Raw genomic sequence first — 21860 nt, forward strand, 5'->3', positions numbered from 1 at the left:
GCCCTGCCTTTTTCATAAAACCGCTATTCTTTCCCATAAAAACCTCTTTCGGGCTCTGCTAACACAAGTGCTAACAAGCCCTTTTGCAGATTTGTAGGCCCTTAGAATTAGCAACGCTAATTCTTTACAGGGTAAGGAATAGCACGGTTTTTCAAGACCGTGGTATAGAGCAAAGGCCCTAGCAAATAGATGACTGTCACCTTTTCTGTCTGATCAACTGTTACTCATTCACCGGGTAAGAGAACTCGATGAAGTCACTCAGGTAGCCCAGCACGGGCTTGTAGCCATTTGTTGAGCTGGTAAAGTCCAGGTTTACCTTTTGGAACTTCGTGCTGCCGCCCTGGGGCTCGGTCATGGCCGGGACGGTCATGTATTCCCAGTCGCCGGTGGTATAGCCGTTAGCGTCCACCCCGCCTTTGACAGAAGCCAGACTTGTAACGGCGTCCTTCGCGTAGGCCATCTTGATACTATCATGGCCGCCGGTTTCAGTGGCGTTGTAATAAGCGATATAGGGTTTCTTCGTCGAGGGGTGGAGTTTAATCTGGGTCCAGTTTCCTACCGACGCATACTGATCCACCGTTACCGCCGTAAAGGAGTTGGCGGTATGGTCGGGGATGTAGATGTATTTCAGATCGCTGTCTATGGCATCGAAGGCGGCAATGTGCAGGCCGTCATTGGCGTCCATTACCATGGAGACATGGGTGCCCACATAGTAGGGCAGGCTGGCATTTACCGGCGAATTGGTCCAGGTTACCGGCGCAGTCGGATTACTTCCGTCCACAGGCCCGGAGGAGTACTTGATTTTTAAGCGCCCATCGGACTTGTCGTAATAGGCAATAACTACAATGTTAGTGCTGGATGTTACTGCCATATCAAAATAATTGGACGCCCCAGAAGCAGCCTCAAGGCGGCCTGTGCTCCAGGTGGTGTTTCCTGTCCCGGTATTCTCTGTAAGATTGGTGCGGGATTGGGCGCCAAATCCAATACCTTTGTTATCCAGCCCGCTGTGGTACAACTGTCTGGTTTCAGTAACATCTGTAGTAACACCTATTCTGAAATTACGGAAAATCAGCTGATTGCTTTGGTTGTCGAAATAGGTCATGTAATACCTGGCATAGCTGGTAGCGGAATTCCCTTTGGCAATAATTTTGGGGTACTGATACCGGTCAAGTAAGAGGGCGTTTAAATTGACGGTTTCCAGGGCAATCGCATTATTAGTGTTGTCAAATGCCCAGTTATAACCAGTGTAGGCATTATAATCGGAATAGCCGGTACCGCTTCCCCATCCTAATCCAGAACTTGTGTGTAATTCCGCATACCGGTCATAAATGAGGTGGAATGTCGCGCCGTCCCGGTTATAGGTAGTGGCATGGATGTACCTGCCCGATTCATCCCTGGCCATACCCATGGTGTCCCAGATAGACGCCTTGATCAGATATTCCGTATCCTGCCGCGCTCCGGTCCCAAGGTCAAATCTTGTACGCTGGGGCATGGCATGAGTGGGTTGATAGGTACCGGCATATTTGTTCGCTCCTATTGCGGGGGTTCCACTGGAACCGCCGGTCAAATCAAGGTACCCGAATACCGGATTATCCCCTTCCATAAGCATGACCGGGTAATACCCGTTTTTAACGTCGGTCTGTTTAACCGTATAGAACTGCAGGTAACGGTCATCGGTGAGGCGTATGTTCTTGGTGTTATAGCGGTCAGCTTCGCGGTTGGGCATATTTTCCTGGTCCAGGCCGTTGGTGCTGGAAGTAAGCGTATATGCCCCATGGGAATCGTTGGCGTTGATGTTATTCAGGGTACCCACCGGCGCCGTAGTAGTTCCGCTGTATACTGCCAGGTATCCTGACTTGGTGGAAGCATTAGTGGCTGAGAACCCGGTTGCAGTAGCGCCGGTAAAGGTCAAGGCTGTTCCCACTGTAGCATAGCCCGTTGTCGCCGGGTTATAAGTGTCATTCTGAGCAGCAGTAAGGATCCGTACCCCGTTGGCTATGGGCCTAAGGTTAAAGCCTGTAACGGTTATAAAGTTGGCATTGGAGCCTTGAATTACCGAGTACTTGCCGTCGGCGGAACGGATGTTATTGTCCTTTAAGCCGCCCTGATTCCGCACACCGGTACTAATCTTCGAGATATAGGGTACCACGTCCATGCGGTAATAGGGTGTTTTGGCAGCAGCCGTCGTGGTCTGGGTAGCAGTTCCCAGGGAAGGGGTATTTGAAGAATCCCTGGCAATAACCCTGAAGGCCCGGTCAGAGGCAGCATAATCGGCAATTTTACTGGTATCCAGATCGAGCCGCCAGTTTACCTTATGGCCTTCCTGATCGTGGGACAGGGGCTCCACCGTAAGATGCCAACCGTTTGTTGCCCAATTACCGGCGCCGGTAAGGACGCCTCCTGTGTAGGAAGCAGCCTGGGCATAAATTCTGCCATTATCACTGATAGTGTTCGCAGCCCCGGTAAAGCTAAACCCTTCCATATAGAACCAGAGAGAACCGAGTATGTTGTTGTCCTCGGCGCTTCCCCGTATGCTTATCTGCCCTGAAACCTTGGGATCCTTGTCCAGAATACCCGTAGTACCAGTAAATTTATCGGAGGGCAGATCCGCTTCCAGCTCTATGTGGCCGTTATCTTTACTGTTCCCGTAGAGGGAATTATCCGAGGCATTGTTCCAGTAGAAGGGGTTTACCACCACTTTGGGGGGCGTTTGGTCCACGTTATCCACATCAATACTGAAGACAGCCGCCTGGGCAAGCTGCTGGGCTTCAGCGCCCCCTGTTGTCGAATCATAAACCTTGACGATGAAGAGCTTGTTACGCATAAGCGTTGTAGTATCTCCAATGAGAGAATCGCTAATGCCGGTAAAATCCGTACCGGTACTATAGGAAACTGTCACATCATGGGTGGTGGAACTGGCAAAATTCCCTGCCTTGGGGGTTGTAGTGGCTACCTGGGTATAGCCGTAGGCGTCACCGCTGGTCCCGTCGGAAGCAGACGCGGACTTCAGGGCAACAAAGGTGGTTCCCGCAAGGTTACTGGGAGCGCCCAGCCTGGTCCAGCGGGTATTCCCCTCGGTATTAATGGTATAGACCTGACCCACCGTAAGGGCGCTTGCCGCTGTAGCGGTACCATTCTGTGTTACATGGGTAACATTGTAACGCTTGAGCCCGTTTCCGTAAAGGGTTTTCAGGTCTATCTGCAGCTTCAGGTTCCGTACCGTAAAGTTGGTAGTGATTTTACCAAAGTTGCTGCTGTCAGGATCAAGCTCCCCTCCTACAATGGCGCTCACCGTCCAGGGGTTTCGGTTGAATTCTCCGGGACTGGTGGCACTCACCCAGGAGCTTACGGCTGCGTCGCCATTGATATCCGTACCCAGGTTGAATTCCCTGATGATGGGCGGATTGTTCCGTATGTAAATATCCTCTTGATAATGGCTTGCATTACCCGCAAGGTCCATCACCACATAGTGAACCGTCAGGGGGCCATCACCAAGGGCATTAATAGTGGTATCGAACCGGGCCTGCCATTCCTTGTCTGGGGTGCCGTCAAACATTTCAGCAAAGGTACCGTCACCATCACTATCCGTAGTGGCGCCGATTTCCTGTTTGTCGATCACCATGGCATGAACCGATTTCCATACCTCACCGACCTGGGTCAGTACCGGGAAATTGTTGAAAGTCGGCACAATGGTCCCACCGGCAGCAAAATTCTTCACATTGGAGTAGCTGGTCATGGTGGAACTCACCTGGCCTGAGGCGTTGAGGTAATTGGTTCCCCGCTGGAAGTAGACCAGCACCCGCTCAACTCCCTGGACTGGCCCGGAAGAGGCGGCGGGTGGGATGCTATAGTCTCTGGCTATACCGGACACGTAGAACTGACTGGTGGAGGCGCTGTACTGGGTAGTAATCGTCGTCTCAGGGTAGAAGTTATCGATAGCGATATTGATAGTTGCGAGTGTAACAAAGGGTGCGGGTATCGTATTGTTGTCGGTTACCTGGAGATCCAGGATGTAATTCCCCGTGGGAAGCTTAGTGGCGTGGGTAAGGGGGAAGAAGCTGGTAGAATCCACTATAAAGGAGATTGAATACTTAAAGAACTGACCATCCCAGTTTGAATCTGTCGGAGAAGCGCTTGCGGTGGTTCCTATTGCCTCATAGGCCGTTGCTGAACCGCCGGCGGGCCATGAGCTGCCATCAATTTTTGCCCGTATCATGGTCCCGTCTGCATAGACCTTATCGACAGAATAATCCAGGTCAATGGCCTCCCAGTCAGCCTGTGAGGCGCTGCCGGGAGTGATAATATGGTATTTCTTCCCAAAAGCCCAACTAGCACGCCCAACATTTGTGGGGGGCGTAACCTGCCAGCCTGTGGGCAGGGTTACGAGCATATCCGTGAAGAGGGACTCCCCGTTTTGACGGGCCTTTATACTTTTAATGCCCCCTTCGTCGGTGACATCCGCAGTAATCGTAAAGGTTCCGCCGGCACGCATTCCCGCGCCGTATGGCCGTTCTACGAGGCCCTTGGTAACCTTGATATTAGTGATGGTGGGAACGCCGCCGTCAAATTCAACGTTTATCCCCTTGGGGAACCCTACCCGGGTAGCTGCATTATGTTCCGGGACCTGGGTATCCACCGCCCTGACCTGTATGGTAACCGGGCGCAGGGCGCCTGTGGGTGGGCTCAATGCACCGTCGGCATTAACATTGTAGTACCATGCTACTACCCTATCGGTATTACCTACTATGGTAGCCCATACCCAGCCATCTTCCTGGTTCCCCGCGGTGGGAGGGCCAACAGGATCACCGTTGATCCAACTGTCATCGGGGTCCCTGTAATAAGCATTTGAGGTGGTGTCAATAATCCGGATCTGTACCCCGTATATCCAGTCATCGTCAGTGGCGGTGCCGGAAATCCGGACCTCGCCGCCTACCTTGGTCCCGTTGCTTGGGTTGGCGATGGCAACCTGGGGTATATCCAAATCAGGATCCACCGCTACATTGTAGCGCAGCACCCGTATATTGCCCGCCTGATCGCTTACCTTGATGTAGAAGGGAAGGAAAAACGCGCTTCCGACGGCAGGATTGACATCAGAGGGATTGGCTGAATAGCCGCTGAAGTTACTATTTTGGTAGGTCCAGTAGTAGAGCCCGCCGGACCAGCCTGAGGCGTGAGTGGCACTGGTAAGCAGGGTATCGGTCCATGAGGCTGCATTATAGACCAGCTCATTGGCGGCATCGGTAGCAGTTTCGCTGTCCCCCAGTTTACCCAGGTGATAGGCGATGGATGCGACGCCGCTTATGGCGTCTTCACTGACACCCCGGAGTTCCGCGCTGCCGTTTATCCAGGTTTCCGAATCTATGATCTGGTAAATGCCCCCGGTGAGAACGCCGCTTCCCACTGTAAGGGTCACGTTGTTTCCCGTGTCCGGGGAGTTAAAGGACGCGGTGGGCGGGGTCTTGTCATAGGTGATCTGTCTGGCTACGGTGCTGATCTTACCCGCACCGTCGGTGGCGCTTACGTTCAGGGTATGGCTCCCTTCGGGGAGGGTACTGCCGCCAGTGACAGGAATGGTAACTTTCCAGGTAGCGTAGGTGGAGTCACCGGTGGAAGTCGCATTCGTTGCGGTCCAGGGCTGGCCATCCAACTCGGCTTTAACGCTGGCAATACCGTTCAAGTCAGAAGCGGTACCGGAGATGGTTATGGCGCTATTGTAGAAGGATTTTATAGGATCAGTCCCCGCAGGTACCGATAGTGCCGTGTCTATGGCTACAGTTGGACTCTGCCTGTCGATGCGGAAATCCCGAACCACCGGGGTAATGGCGTTACCCGCCATATCCGTGGCATTGATAGTTATTCTGTAATAGCCGTCAGCAACTACTAATCCTGTAGGGCCTAAGTCCTTAGACCAGTTCACCACCGTGTCCCCTATGTTTGAATCCGGGGGCGCTATGAGGGTTGTAGCTGCCTGGATGACATCAGTAAAGTTACCGGTGCTTGTACCGTCGCTGCTCTTCGCAAGCGTACTGGTGAGGGTCTGTACCCCGTAAGTATCCCGGGCCAGGCCCAAAACTATGGGATTCGGGTCCGCGAAAGTAGTGAGCGGGGTGGCTGCCACGTTGCTGAATTCCACCACCGGGGGGGCAGTATCCTTGATGAAGACCCAATCCACGCTGGCGGTACGTCCCGCATCGTCGGTTGCTTTGATAGTAATGGTGTGGGTACCCTGGGCAAAAGTAGATGCGTCAAACACGGGTTTTGTTACCCCAACATAACTCAAGGTTTTTGTCCTGTCCGGGGTTCCGAAGGGACCGGCAACGGTTGTGGCAGAATTCCCGTCCCGGGTAAAAGAGACCTCTTTCAGGTTCGCGTCAAAGGCCGTTCCCGTCAGGGTGAACATCGGGGTAGTGGTCTGGGTGGAGTATACGGTCCCCGAAGCCGGACCGATGATGGTAATCGTCGGAATCGTGGTGTCTATCTTGAAGCCCATCCAAATGGGGTCATCGCCGACAGTGACAACTTCAAGCGGGCCCGGGGTACTCCCCTCATTGCCCAGAGCGTCCAATACCTTGATCTGAATCTTGTGGGGCCCGTCGGCTAAGCTCAAACCGGTCAGGGGGATGGCCCAGCTCACATTCTTGCCTGAGCCGGCGGAAGTCCCCGGGACCCAGTCACTGGCTCCGTCAAAACGGTAGCTAAAATAGCCGGCGCCGGTGGGAACCGTTGAATAGTCATCGGTAAAGGTCCCCCGCAGTATGGGGTTGGCATCCGCAAGAATCGTTTCACCGTTCTGTGCAGTCGTTAAAGTGTTTCCGGTATAGCTATTGGGAATTAGCACTTCGTTAATATTGTTGAAAGAAACTACCGGGCCTGTGGTATCCTTGTAGAAGTTCCATGAGCGGGTAAAAGTCAGGCCCACCTTATCGGTTGCTTCCAGGGAAACAGAATGGAGCCCATCGTCAAGGGTGTCAAAGACTGCGGCAGGAATGGTAAGGGTCCAGTTTTTGGTATCACCACCGGCAACCAGGTGCAATTCAACGGCTGTGGTAGAATCATTGTGAGTGCCCACCGAATTAACAGACTGGTCCGTGTCAAGCTTGACACGGAAAGTATCCAGGTTGTGTTCCGTTACGGTCCCGGTAATAGCGAAGTGGGCTTTATAGGTTTCAGCCTGGCCAGGGGTTATGGCTATCGCCGGAGGTGTGATATCCCAGTTAAAGTTTTGGAGAACGATTATGTTCGTTGTATCAGGAGTTGTGTCAGGATCCGTAACCAGCTTTACAGCACTATCATCGGAAACCTGTATCTCAACCCGCTTAACAAAGCTATCACCACCCATGCCTGTGGCAGGAATAGTATAGGTAAAGGATTTTTCCCGATCTGTTCCGGTAATATTAGCTACCGGTATGGTCGTCCAAAGGCCGGTACCGTTTTGCCAACCAGAAGCACCAGTACCGGTTCCATTGTGGAACCTAATTTGAAGTGAACCACCCAGTATCCCGTCGTCGTCCCGCACTATGCCCCGTACCGTTGTACCGGCACCCAGCACGGACAGCTCGGACCCCATGGCGGGGCTGCTCAGGGTTACTACCGGGCTATCGGTACGCTGATCCACAAAGACGGTCAGGGGGGTAGAAACGCTGATATTGTGCGCCCTGTCCTGGGCCATGACATAGAGTTTGTACTCGGTAAGATCATCCAGGTCCGTAGTGGTATTAACAAAGGCCGCATAGGTTGAATCGAAATCTGCCCCATAGGAATCGGCGTAGAAAGTCGTCAATTCGGTCTGCGTAGAAGCCGGAATGGGATTAAAGCTGCTATAATAGGTGGAGGGTATAAAGAAGTACCTGACCCCATCTATACCGTTATTATCCATAGCCGAGGCGGCAAATTTGATAACCCCGTTTATGTTGTCCAGTCTTGTTGTCGGAACTAAGCCGAGCAGGGGCGGAATATTCATGCCCTCGTTGCTGACCATTGCCGGGGCCATGGTCAGGCTGGTGGTCGGCGGGGTTGTATCCACAATGACCGTAAAGTTCTTGTGATCATCCGAAGTATCACCTGGTGTATTATTGTCCAGGGTGTTTTCCTTCCCCGTAACATCATACACAGCGATATTGTAGGTATAATTCCCATCTGCCTGGTCTTCGAAGGCTACAGTAACCGGCTTTGACTGATCCGAACCTGTGCCTACGTTAATCGATATACCGGTGCCGCTGGTGATTTCCGCGCCGTTTCTGAAGATCTTTACCGTATCGGTTGCCCTCAGGGCATTGGAATCAGTCGCGTTAAAGGCAAAGGTATAATCTTTCCCTGCATAGGTATACCCATCAATAGTATTAAGGCCAGCGGGCGTCCAAGCTTGTATCTGGGGCGGACTGGCATCCACAAAGAAGGGCCGGTCCACATGGGTGGCACTTTGATTCTTCAACTCATCATAGGCAACCAGGTGCAGGTAGAGGTTCCCTTCGGTACTCGTATCTATCGCGGGATTACCACCCCAGGTTGCCCCGCCCACAAAAGTCCAATCTGTCAAGGTTGGATCAGGACTCGCAGTGAGGTCCAAGTTACTTATAGAAGGATTAATAAAGGTGCTGCTCGAATCAATTTTGTAAAATACCGCTATGCCTTCGGGGCTATGGGTATCCGAGGCGGTCCCGTTTATGTACAGGGTGGTCCCGGTGGCGGTGGCTCCGGAGCTGGGATTCTGCACCGTTATGACCGGCCCGACAGTATCAATGGTTACGGTAAATACCTTCGTAACCGTGCGATCCGTGCGGCCGGTAACGTCCCTGACGGTCAGAGTATAGGTATAGACCCCGTTCGCAGCAATTGTGCTCAGGTTAGCCAGGTTAGCAGGGTTTGACTCATCCCTGGGAAGGTTTTTAATACCCAGATCCCAACTTGTGTTGAGGATTGTCTTGATATAATCCGTTGTAACAGCAAGGGGTATAGTCACAATGGCCCCGCCGTCTTTCCTCTGGGTCAGGGTTATGGAATCCAACTTGTTAGTATCAGTAACCGCACCGGTAATGGAGAAACCGGTTTTAAAGTGGGGACTCACATCATTGTCATAGTAATTTGCCCCAGTGGTGCTGGCATCGACTTTATCGTTCACTTTAACTGCGGTAGCTCCGGGGGGGTTGTTGTCCAGCCCAAAGGTGAAGGGGGTATAGGGGTATGCGGAGGAGGTCGCCGGGTTAGTGGCAGGAGTCCAGTTATTGTTCTGGTTTCCTGCGGCGTCAAAGACCACTACATAGACTTTGTACTCCCCTTCGGTACTGCTTATGGGGAGGGCGGTCGGATCAAGGCTGGTGTTCCAGTCGATGCGGGCAGCGGGGGAATTGGGCAGTTTTGTCCAGTTCGTAGTATCCGCCTCGAAAAGGGCCTGGTTAGCATGTAGGGTTGGTAATGTCGCACTTCCTACCGCTATTCTATAGAACACTGCGGCAACCTGGTCTTCATCGGAGACGGTACCCCGGAGGGTGTTCACGTCGAGGTTAATGTAGTTATTGGATTGGTTGGCCAGGCTGATAGTTGCCGGGGCGGTGTTTGCCGCTCCCTGGATAGTCAGTTTCGGCGGGGTCTTATCCACGGTCACGGTCCGGGTGAGCTGGCTTGTCTTTCCGGCAATATCGGTCACGGTGATGGTATAGGTGTAGGTTCCGGAAGGATCCGCAGGGGTTGAACTTCCGTCAGCGGCTTTGGGCAGACCGATGACGTGCCAGGCATCGTTTTGAGCCCCGCTGGGGAAGGCGGAGGAGCTGGTAGAGGTATAGGTAATAACTGTACTGGCAAGGATTACCTCAGCGCCGCCTTGCTTTTGCTGTTTTATTTCCAGGCTTGCCAGACCGTTGGTATCGCCAATCGCGCCGTCCATAGCAAAGCTGCCGGTTACCACTTTGGTTGCGGTGGTATTGATTGTAGTTTCCGTCACAGTCGGCAGGGCTTTATCCAGCCCGAATTCAAGAGGGGCATAGGTATAGGGCGAATGGGTCGTCCAGTTGTTGTTCTGGTTTCCTGCGGCGTCAAAGACCGCCACATAGACCTTGTAGGTCCCTTCTACAGCGCTTCCGGCAGTGCCCGCTCCTATGGGAGCGTCGTTAGGATTAAGGATGGCTTCCCAGTTAATTTCGCTGCTGGGGGTAATTGTCAGCTTTTTCCAGCCATCGGCCTCCGCCTCAAAGATAGACTGAGCGGTGCTGAGGTTGTAGGTTGTCGTGCTGAGAGGGTTCTTCTGCACATTATAGAACACCGCAGCGATACGGTTGTCGTCGGAGACCGTGCCCCTAATGGCGTTCGTGGCATCGTTAATCCAGGTAACGGAGCCTACGGTGCTGCCCGGGTTACGCAGGCTGACATTTGCTGGGGCGGCGAGCGCCGCCGACAGGTCCCCCAGTTTCGGGGGAGTGTTATCCACGGTCACGGTTCGGGTGAGCTGGCTCGTCTTTCCGGCAAGGTCCGTGAGGGTGATAGTATAGGTGTAGGTTCCCGGAAGATCGGCGCCCGTAGCAACGTTGGCCGGGGTGATCGGATCTCTGGGCAGGTTGGTGACGCTCCAGGTAGTGGCGGTGATGTTAGGGTTAGTGGTGAAAGTTTGAGTATCAATGGTTACCGTTGTACTGCCCTTGGTTTGGGTTATCACCAGGTTTTTCAGGCCGTAGCTGTCGGAATCAGCCCCGCCCATACTGAATGCGCTGGGCTTTACCTGGGCGGTGGCGCCGACGGTGGTTTCCGTAAGGGTCGGCGGAGCCAAATCCAGCCCGAATTCCAGGGGGAGATAATTGGCTGTATACGGGTTTGAGGTCGTCCAGTTATTATTCTGGTTTCCTGCGGCGTCAAAGGCTACCACATAGACCTTGTACTTTCTTTCTACCCCATTTATGGGGATTGGTAGGGTGTTTGTTGTAGGATCAAGGACATCGGCCCAGTTAATTTCATTGGTGGGGCTAATGTTCAGAGTTTTCCAACCAGTATCCGCAACGAAGGCAGCTTTGTTGGTACCCAGGTTATAGGTCGGGGCGAGGTCACCAAAGGGCTGTATTCTATAGAACAGCGCGTCAACCTGATCGTCGTCGGAGACGATACCCCTGAGGGTATTCCCTGTACCGCCAATCCAGTTAACGCCGCCATCCAAGGTAAAGGCGGCCAACTTGACATCCGCCGCAGCACCGGTTCCGGCTCCCAGGGCGCCCAGTTTCGGGGGGGTAGTATCCACCGTGACCGTCCGGATGATTTGGGTGGTCTTGCCGGCAATATCAGTGACGGTGATGGTATAGACGTAGGTTCCGGAAGCGGCAGTACCGCTCAAGGGAGTTGAACCGTCCGAGCTCTTGGGCAGACCGTTGATGGTCCAGCCTATAGTACCGGAGTCCCCGGGGCTCCAAACGGTATCATAGTTTATAGCCGAAGGGTCAATGTCTACCACAACGCCGGTCTTTTCCTGTTTTACCGTCAGGATTTGCAGGCCGTTAGTATCCCCAATTGTCCCCGCCAGGCTAAAGCCGCCGGGCATCATCTGAGTTACGGTGGTATTGATAGTATCCGTAAGAATTGGCGGGGTCTTATCCACCCCGAAGTGAAGGGGCGTATATGGGTAAAGTGAGGCGGTACCCGGGATCGTTGCGGGGTCCCAGTTGTTGTTCTGGAGTCCTGCGGCGTCAAAGACCGCCACGTAGGCTGTGTACTTCCCTTCAGTGCTTATGGGGAGAGCCGAAGTCTGAAGGATGACGGCCCAGTTAATTTCGTTGCTGGGGTTAATTTCCAGCTTTTTCCAGCCATCGGTACTCGCAGTGGCAGTATCAAAGTTAGCCTGGGTGGTGCCAAGGTTATAGGTTGTTGTATCGAGGGGTGTCTCACTGTCCGGCACTATGTTATAGAACAGCGCAGCAATACGGTCGTTGTCGGAAACGTAACCCCTGAGGGTGTTCGGAATGCCGTCAATCCAGCGGACCCCGGATATGGTGTTGCCCTCGGTGGCCAGGCTGACGTTTGCCGGGGCGCTGTCTAAGGCGGACCTGTCTACCAGCCTCGGGGGGCTGACATCCACGGTCACTATCCGGGTGAGGCTAGCCGTCCTCCCGGCAAGATCCGTGAGGGTGATAGTATAGGTGTAGGTTCCCTCAGCGCTGGTGCTGGGCATGGAGGGAACAGACCAACTATTAGAACCGGGATTAGTAAATGAGATTATATTTAATACCGTTACGGGGGTCGAGACTCCGGCTTCTTTCTCCGTAATAATCAGGCTTTTCAGCCCAACCGTGTCAGAGGCCGTACCGCCCAGAGCAAAGTTTAGGGGCTTCCTTACCTGGTCATTTGTGTTTATTACATTTTCTACCAGAGTCGGATAACCCGTATCCACACCGAAATCAAAGGCGGCGCCCATGTTGTTGTTCTGGTTTCCTGCGGTGTCAATGACCGCCGCATAGATTTTGTACTCCCCTTCAACAATAGCGCTACCACTCCAAATGGGGGCGTCTGTTGCAGGATTAATCGTGATGCTCCATTCGTCGGAGGTTCCGCTGCTAAGCTTCCTGGTAAAGCCTTTGCTTAAAAAGTCGGAGTCCCCGGATGCTGCGTTAATTAAAGGAGCGTCGTCAGTCGCTTTCTGTATCTTGTAATACAGGTTAGCTAAACTGTAGTTATCGGCAGCGGGTATCTTAAAGGTAAAGGTACCGCCCACCCAGGGGGTGGTTGACGCCGGATCTATAACCCCGGCGAGTACAGCTATGGTCCCCAGGGTCGGCACGGTATCGTCCACCCGGACCGTCCGGGTCAACAGGGTTGTCCTACCCGCTTTATCCGTGGCGGTGATCACATACTCGTAGGTTTCGTCGCCAGTAACGGTCGGCAAGTTAGATATAGACCAGGTATTAGAACCGCCAGTGAAGGCGGTCGTCGGATTAGTCGGCTGATCGTATATCACCATCGGCGTGCCCGAGCCTTTTTTCTGTGTAATAACCAGGCTTTCCAGCGCATTGCTATCTTCCACATTGCCGTTCAGGGTAAAGCCGCTTTTACTTACCGCAGCCGGAGTGTTTGCAGTCAGGGTAGGCGGAGTGGCATCCACCCCAAATGCCAGGGGGGCATAATTGTTATAGGCCAGGGGAGGATCCCAGTTGTTGTTCCAGTTTCCTGCGGCGTCAAACACCGCTACATAAACCTTATACCACCCTTCAGTGGTGATGGCAGCAGTAGTGGCGGTCCAGCTCTTCTGCCCAGGCCCGGTGGTGTCCAGCTTTATCCAGTTATTAGGCGTAAGAGCCGCAGCTTCAAAAGCTGCCCGCGTGGTTTCACCGGGTGCGCTGTCTAAATACGGCAGTATCTTATAAAATACCGCCCCTATCTCGTCATTATCATAGACGGTTCCCCGGAGCAGGTTTGCATCGCCGTTAATCCATATCTCAGTAGGGGCGAATGCAGGGGAAACTAATTTCGCGTTCAGGTCTATGTCTGCCTTGACGTTCACCGACAATTCTGTTTCCAGTTTCGGGAGGGTGGTATCCACCTTGATCTTCCGGGTTTCCGTAGCGGTTCTTCCGGCTATGTCAGTGACGGTAATCTCGTAGATGTAGGTCCCGTCCACACTGGGAGCGGGTGTGGTAATAGATGTATAAGGGCTAAGAGGATCCCTGGGCAGCCCATTGGCGATTGACCAAGTACTGGATGTGGGAGAAGTAAAGGGGGTTGTCGGGTTAGTCGGTTGATTGTATATGGTCACCACGGGACCTGAATCTTTTTGCTGGGTAATAACCAGGCTCTTCAGTGCATTGCCATCCCCAACGGTGCCGCTTAAGCCAAAGTTCAGCCCCCGCCTCTGGGTATCGGAGGTATTTATGATTTCGCTCACCGTCGGAAGTTCTTTGTCCACCCCGAATTCAAAGGGAGTGTAATTAGTTCCCGAGTACGGAGTACCGGGAGACCCTGTCCCTGGGATTACAGCCGGGACCAAGTTGTTGTTCTGGTTTCCTGCGGCGTCAATGGCCGCCACATAGATTTTGTACAGGCCCGAAGATGCAGGAAGGGCAACAGTAACGGTCTGGTCGAAGTTGGTTCCGGTAAACGCTATTTTTGTAAAGCCGGCGCCGGTTAAAGCACTATCGCCGGAAGTTGCCGTAATAGAGGGATCAGCATTAGCTACCTTATAGTACACCGCAGCTAACTTGTTGGTATCCTGTACGGTTATGTTGAAAGTAAAGTTAGCGGCATCTAAGTTATTACTCAACCAGGGAGGTGTGATCGCGCTGTCTATAACCCCGGTCAGGGTGTTTATAGTGCCCAGGGTTGTTGTCCCCAGGGTCGGTACGGTATCGTCCACCTGGACCGTCCGGGTTTCCACGGCGGTCCTGCCCGCTTTATCCGTGGCGGTGATGGTATAGGTGTAGATTCCGTCGCCGATAACCGTAGAGGGCAAGCTGGGGGTTGTCCAGGTCCCTGTAGTGGTTTGGGTTAAAACAATTGTACTGCCAGTCACGCCCGCCTTAGTTTGGACTACCACCAGGTTGTGCAGGGCGTTACTATCCGACACATTGCCGTTCAGGGTAAAGCCGCTTTTACTTACCGCAGCCGGAGTGTTTGCAGTCAGGGTAGGCGGAGTGGCATCCACCCCGAATGCCAGGGGGGCATAATTGTTATAGGCCAGGGGAGGATCCCAGTTGTTGTTCCAGTTTCCTGCGGCGTCAAACACTGCTACATAAACCTTATACCACCCTTCAGTGGTGATAGCAGCAGTATTGGCGGTCCAGCTCTTCTGCCCAGGCCCGGCGGTGTCCAGCTTTATCCAGTTGTTAGCCGGAAGATCAAAAGCTGCCCGCGTGGTTTCACCGGGTGCGCTGTCTAAATACGGCAGTATCTTATAAAATACCGCCCCTATCTCGTCATTATCATAGACGGTTCCCCGGAGCAGGTTTGCATCGCCGTTAATCCATATCTCAGTAGGGGCGAATGCAGGGGAAACTAATTTCGCGTTCAGGTCTATGTCTGCCTTGACGTTCACCGACAATTCTGTTTCCAGTTTCGGGAGGGTGGTATCCACCTTGATCTTCCGGGTTTCCGTAGCGGTTCTTCCGGCTATGTCAGTGACGGTAATCTCGTAGATGTAGGTCCCGTCCACACTGGGAGCGGGTGTGGTAATAGATGTATAAGGGCTAAGAGGATCCCTGGGCAGCCCATTGGCGATTGACCAAGTACTGGATGTGGGAGAAGTAAAGGGGGTTGTCGGGTTAGTCGGTTGATTGTATATGGTCACCACGGGACCTGAATCTTTTTGCTGGGTAATAACCAGGCTCTTCAGTGCATTGCCATCCCCAACGGTGCCGCTTAAGCCAAAGTTCAGCCCCCGCCTCTGGGTATCGGAGGTATTTATGATTTCGCTCACCGTCGGAAGTTCTTTGTCCACCCCGAATTCAAAGGGAGTGTAATTAGTTCCCGAGTACGGAGTACCGGGAGACCCTGTCCCTGGGATTACAGCCGGGACCAAGTTGTTGTTCTGGTTTCCTGCGGCGTCAATGGCCGCCACATAGATTTTGTACAGGCCCGAAGATGCAGGAAGGGCAACAGTAACGGTCTGGTCGAAGTTGGTTCCGGTAAACGCTATTTTTGTAAAGCCGGCGCCGGTTAAAGCACTATCGCCGGAAGTTGCCGTAATAGAGGGATCAGCATTAGCTACCTTATAGTACACCGCAGCTAACTTGTTGGTATCCTGTACGGTTATGTTGAAAGTAAAGTTAGCGGCATCTAAGTTATTACTCAACCAGGGAGGTGTGATCGCGCTGTCTATAACCCCGGTCAGGGTGTTTATAGTGCCCAGGGTTGTTGTCCCCAGGGTCGGTACGGTATCGTCCACCTGGACCGTCCGGGTTTCCACGGCGGTCCTGCCCGCTTTATCCGTGGCGGTGATGGTATAGGTGTAGATTCCGTCGCCGATAACCGTAGAGGGCAAGCTGGGGGTTGTCCAGGTCCCTGTAGTGGTTTGGGTTAAAACAATTGTACTGCCAGTCACGCCCGCCTTAGTTTGGACTACCACCAGGTTGTGCAGGGCGTTACTATCCGACACATTGCCGTTCAGGGTAAAGCCGCTTTTACTTACCGCAGCCGGAGTGTTTGCAGTCAGGGTAGGCGGAGTGGCATCCACCCCGAATTCAAAGGGGGTATAGGTATATGGCGAAGGGGAAGACCAGTTTCTGTTCAGATTTCCCGCAATGTCAAAGACCGCCACATAGAGCGTATGCCGCCCTTCGGGGGCGGTAATGGAGCTGCTCCAGGTAGAATCGGGGTTGATAGCTACCTTTGTCCAGCCATTTATTGCAGCCCCGGCAGGATTTTCAAAATCGGATTTGGTGCTTCCAGTGGGGGCAGAACTTGCTATCTTATAAAATACTGCGCTTACCGCATCGTCATCGTAGACTGATCCACCGAGAATGTGAGCGGCATCATCAATCCAGACATCACCGGTAACAGGCGGGGTGGTCAACAAGTGAGGTAACAAGTTTATGTCCGCCTTATTAGTTGGCCCGGTCGCTATGGTCAGTTTCGGTGGAGTGGTATCCACCCTAACGATAAATTTTCTATAGGGGTCAAGTTCCTGGGTATTATGTTTGTCGACGATATCCTTTATATCAAAAATGTACTCATACTCTCCCTGTGCCGGGGCTGTGACATCCAATTTAACATGGACTGATGTAGTATCCGTAGGAGTTGGCATGGGAGAAATAGTAAGGACATAGTCGTTTACGGACCACGGCAGGTTTTCGCCGTTTCTGGTGATAGTAACGCTATTAGGTGTATTAAGGGCATTGGAATCGGTGGCGTCAAATTCAATTATGTAATCGCCATGGGCGTAGTTTTTCACACCGATAAGAGTTGTGTCCAGAGATTGAAAGTGATCTATTACCGGCGGAGCAGTATCCAAATAGAACTGCCGGTCCACAATATCGACGCTCTCATTACCCAGCCTATCGTAGGCGAACACATGCAGGTAGCGTACTCCTTCAGCCCCCCCTGGGGTCGATGCGGTCGGATCAACCCAGCCTGGGTCGATCTTGTGCCAAACAATATTAAACGGCGATACGGATGTTGGGGATGGTTTTGTGCCTGAGTAAAGGGGGTTACCGTCAATAGTGTACCAAACAGCATCTGGTTCGCTCAGGGCATCCAGGTTCGTCCCGCTTATACGCAGGGTAGTGTCGCCGATACCAATGCCGGCGGTGGGGGTACTTATGGTTACTACCGGCCCGGTGGTGTCCACAATGGCGGTGAAGGTATAGGTGGAGGTTCTGGGGTAAGCAGCAGTAGCAGTACTAACGGTAATATCCGTTACAGTAAAGGTGTAGGTGTAGGTGCCGTCATAGGTATGGCTGCTCAGATTGGCCAGGCTGGAAGGAGAGCCAGGGTCCCTGGGCAGACTGGGGATATCCAGGGTCCAGGACGTATCACTCCCGAAAGGCGTTTGAGTATAAGTGGCGCTTATCGGAATGTTATGGCTCGGCGTCGAGCTGCCGGGGGCGGGTACAAAAACCTGGCGCAGGGTTATGGACGCCAAATCGTGGGTATCGCTGACGGTCCCGCCTACGGAGAAACCTGTATTACGGTGTACACCGGTAGCCAGGTCGTTCAAGGTGACGGTGTTGGTGGGGTCATCTTTAAACTTGATGGTTGAAACTGTGGGCGCAGCATAATCCACACCGAATGGATAGGCAGCATAGTTGTAATACTGTACCGGGGAAGTACCCGGAATTTCTGCCGGAGCCCAGTTGGCATTCCAGTTTCCCGCAGCGTCAAAGGCCGCCACGTAAGCTACATGTCGGCCCTCAGGCAGCGGAGGAGTATTAACGGTGTCGCTCCAGTTGGATTCCCCTGAGCTGGCGATAGTTTTCTTTGTCCAACCATTTATGGGATTTTCAAAATCGGATTTGGCGCTTTCTGTGGGGACGGCAGCGGGGACTGCAACTATCTTATAAAATACCGCGCTCACCTCATCCGCATCATAGACCTTTCCCCTGAGGGTGTTCGATTCTCCGCTGATCCAGTTTCCGGTGCCATAGGCACCCAGGTCGCGGATGACGGCACTGAGCTTGTGGTATACAACCATCCAAGCTTTTCTCCCGGCTCAAACACATGGGGTGTCGGCAGTTTGCCCTCCACCGGCGTGGACGGGACCTATACCTATAATATTCTCGCCACGGATATTTCCGGAAGATCAACCCCCGTGACCCGGAAGATCAAGGTGGATACCATCCCCCCGAAACTGGGAGCCGAACTTGGCCTTGCTTCGGACATTTCCCTGCTCACTAATAACCAGGCTTTTCATTCCGACCAAGTCCGACACCGTACCGCCCAAACTAAAGCCCATCGATTGCCTTGTGACAGCATCGGTGTTTATTATAGTTTCCGTCAAAACCGGAGACTTCGTATCCAGGATAAAGTAGACGTGCTGGGAAGCAGCCGGGCTTGCATTTAATACCGTGGTTATGGCAGTACCGGTCTGTAGATAATTTTTGGTAATTTTATCGTCCGCAATTCCTATTTCAAAGGAATATATCCCATCCGGGACATCAGTGGACAATGTAGCCGTAAAGCTCACCTCTTTGCGGGGCAAAGCGGGGGGCACCGGGGTGGGAGCAAGGGGGCTGATCACTACATCTACAGTTCCGGTAATCGGGGCGCCGTCCTTGTTGTAAAATTTTACGCTGCCCGTATTATCGTTCTTCCAAATAATGTCTTCCAGCCTGACCCCGTCATCGTCAAGGAAGCTTCCCTGGATGACCCTGGTATTGAGCAGGCGGTTATCGGTGGTGGCCAGGAGTGCAGCTTCGGTACCGATGGTATCGACAAGGCTGGTGAGCACAATTTTTGGTTTATCAGTATCCTGATCCGCATCTAAGAGCACTACCGAGCGCTTATAGTTGCCCGCCTTATCCTTGGCGACAATATGCAGGTAGTTCAACCGGGAGGTAAAGGCGGTGGTATCAATGACTACCGATGCGCTTGTGCCGGCCTTCTTGTATACCGGCGCTTCGGGTGCATCAAAGAATGTGGCGGCGGCATTGTTGTACAGCGTTACCGGATCGTCTTCTTTACTGGTAGAGATGAGGTATTTGATCTCCCGGTAGTCGCTCTGCTCTTTATCGTATCCGATGTTATTAGCATCATTGGCAACAACATCTGCGGCAATGAAGCCGTTTACGATAAACTGCTTCATCTTGTCGGTCGCTTCGCTTTCCTCAACATTCGGCTGTATCCGGGATACATCTACCTCAGGCGGGGTCGTGTCTATGTAGACTGTGTAGGCCTTGGAGGATTCGCTGCCCTGGTTACTGGTGGTGGCAACGGTAAATTCATATTCGCCATCGGTGAAGGTATAGTCCTCCAGGTCTTCATCGGTATACTTTGGATCAAAGTCGGTTTGTTCATAGGGCGTTCCCGGTGTTATTACATGGGATTTCAGTATCCGCTCCATACGCTCAGGCGGATCGGATGCCAGCGTATTAGCCGTAAATTCCGCACGGGCCAGGATAGTTGCTGCAGCATCCCCGGCTTTCCTAACCGAGAGCGTGGCTATCCCTATCCCCGCCGAATGGCTGAGGTTCGCTTCGATCGTAAATTCTTTATTCTGGTAATCATTAACCAGGGGGGTAAACGTAATTTTGGGGAGTTCATTGGCTTTTATTATTTCCAATTTCCAGGGGGCATCTTCTTTAGGAGGGTATTGGGCAACGTGGATTTGTTTGCCATCCTCAAGAATCCCGTCCCACACCAGCAAGCGGTAGGAGTAGGTCCCTGTGGGCAGACCCTGGGGCTTTACCGTGGAGCTGGGCTTGTAGGGGTGCGCATCGGGAGCAATCCCATAGTACCGGAAATTGACAAACTTTTTCCCGTCATCAGGATAGTCGGAATCCATGTCCGACCAGTCATCAGGTTCGTCGTTACCGTCAAGCCAAAACTTGATTTTCGGGTAGCCCTGGGCGATACCCATATCGTCATTGGCCACGCCCCCTAAATAACCGCCGGAAATCATTTCCGCCAGTTCCTTATCCTCTTCTTTCAACGGGGTCTGCACTTCCACTGTGGGGGGGCCGTTCTTAACCCTAAAGGGCAGTTCCTCGGAAACCACTGCCTTGCCTGTTCCGTCCCAGGCCTGGAGTTTAACCGTTACATCGCCATTTAACCCTTCAAAACCTAATTCATTCAAGGTATCCAGGGTGACGAGATAGTTGCCCCCATTGGAAGATATATAGCTCGTCGCATCTTTGGTAATCGAGACATTGCCGGAGCCGTCAGGTTTCTTCCCGGTAACGGTGATGCTTACCCGGCTGATGGACATATCATCGGTGGCGTTTATTTCAAAAGATACATTCGATCCCCAGATAAAAGGGTTTTTGCTCGGAGACGGGGATACCAGATTTACTTTAGGAGGTTCTATATCAACCTTATTGCCCAAGCCTGCCTGTATCGGATTTTCGCAAGAAATCAGAACCAGGATTGCCAGACTTACCAATGAAAGTTTTTTATACATACAAATACCTCTTTTATGCGGTTATTATCGAAAAATACCCAACAATATTGAAAAATACTCTGTTTTATTATAGTATAAAACAAAATAAAAATCATTATTATACGAATTTTCGGAGTATTTTACTAAAAAACCTTGATTATTGTAAATTATTTGGTAATTTTGGAAAAATTATCAGGGGTTAGAGGCTGTTTTTCCGCCCTGTTCCCCCATCTGCCACACAAAACTGCTGCTCAGCCAGGCCAGGCGGGCTGCCCGGGAAACCGGGTTGTAGGGGGCACCGTTACGGTGGGCGGGAATCCAGCCCAGGGTGTTGGCTATGAGGGTCTGGGTTTCCGGGGAGGCGAGCCAGGTTTTGACCGGAGACAGTTTTTGTACGTACTTTTCTTTGCCGAAGGGGACGGCCCAGAGTAGATCTGCCTGGAGGCCGAATTCGTGCCAATCCTCCCGTTCGGGGAAGCGGCTGGCTTCCAGGCTGCTGGTGTCCTGGGGGGGGAGGGATCGGATGCGGCTGAGGGGGGCGTAGATCCAGGCGGGTGAAGATTGGTAAAACAGGGGGATGGCGTCTATCCAGCCGTAGGTGGAGGCGCCCTGCTGGAAACGGCGGCCTGAAAACAGGGTCTCCCGGGTGCTTTCCCAGAGATCCGGGTCCAGGGGAAAGACGCCGGGCTGTATCTGCAAAAGTTGGGCGGTCCATGCCTCCACAGAGGGGGCATCCCGGCCAGGCATGATCAGGTGGCCTTCCCCGCCTGAGGGGGAATCTACCCGGGTACGGGATACCACAGGGTCCTTAAAATCACGAAAAACCATCCAGGGGTCCAGGGCTAATACCTGGGCGCCCCGATATTCCCCGGTGGCCGTCAGGGTATCCTCCAGGGCGGGGTAGATGGTAATGGGGGGCGCCCAAAAGGCTTCGGTTTCCTCGGATGCCGCCGCCCCGTCAGACGCAGCCCCGCTGACCGCGCCGGTTTCCTGAGATGCCACCCCGTCGCTTAGGTCGCCCCCGGGCGGTCCCTTGGCGGTGATGATAAACCCGTAGCGGCGGCGGGGAAGCTCCCTACCCTCCCCCAGAACTACTACCCTGGTAAACAGGGGCGGCGGGGAAGCGGCCAGGACCTGCTCCCAGACCCGTTCGTAGGGGGCGTCCACCAGCCAGACCGGCTTGGGCCGGGTCAGAAGGACCGCCGCTAAAACGGCGATCGCCAGGACCGAAGAGGCGGCGATTAGGGGGACCCGGTATTTACGGCCAAAAAGAAAAAGGTGACTGTCACCTTTTTTGTCTTTTTTATCTTTTTTGTCTTTCACTACAAAACCTACATAACATGAAATATGGTGATAAATGAAGCCCGGC

At 53.0% G+C, this 21860-nt stretch carries 3 protein-coding genes; all 3 read right to left on the reverse strand.

What is annotated here, in order from left to right:
- Positions 1-220: 220 nt before the first annotated feature.
- The 3 genes from TREPR_RS09475 to TREPR_RS09485 all read right to left on the reverse strand — a co-directional run bounded on the left by TREPR_RS09475 (position 221) and on the right by TREPR_RS09485 (position 21814).
- The gene (locus TREPR_RS09475) at positions 221-18088 is read right to left on the reverse strand and encodes an Ig-like domain repeat protein (RefSeq protein WP_015708088.1); all 17868 of its coding nucleotides are present in this window, start codon (positions 18086-18088) and stop codon (positions 221-223) included.
- A 108-nt stretch (positions 18089-18196) separates the two neighbouring features.
- Positions 18197-20512: a hypothetical protein gene (locus tag TREPR_RS09480; protein WP_015708089.1), complete on the reverse strand. Its 2316-nt coding sequence runs from the start codon at positions 20510-20512 to the stop codon at positions 18197-18199.
- A gap of 171 nt (positions 20513-20683) precedes the next feature.
- Positions 20684-21814, reverse strand: a complete 1131-nt coding sequence (locus TREPR_RS09485) for a hypothetical protein (RefSeq protein WP_015708091.1) — start codon at positions 21812-21814, stop codon at positions 20684-20686.
- Positions 21815-21860: the final 46 nt, after the last annotated feature.

The sequence above is a fragment of the Treponema primitia ZAS-2 genome, assembly GCF_000214375.1.
In the GTDB taxonomy this organism is placed as follows: Bacteria; Spirochaetota; Spirochaetia; order Treponematales; family Breznakiellaceae; genus Termitinema; species Termitinema primitia.

Excerpts from the sequence above, each read along its gene's own strand:
- TREPR_RS09475 (WP_015708088.1), bottom strand. The coding sequence starts at position 18,088 with ATGGTTGTATACCACAAGCTCAGTGCCGTCATCCGCGACCTGGGTGCC.
- TREPR_RS09480 (WP_015708089.1), bottom strand. The coding sequence starts at position 20,512 with ATGTATAAAAAACTTTCATTGGTAAGTCTGGCAATCCTGGTTCTGATT.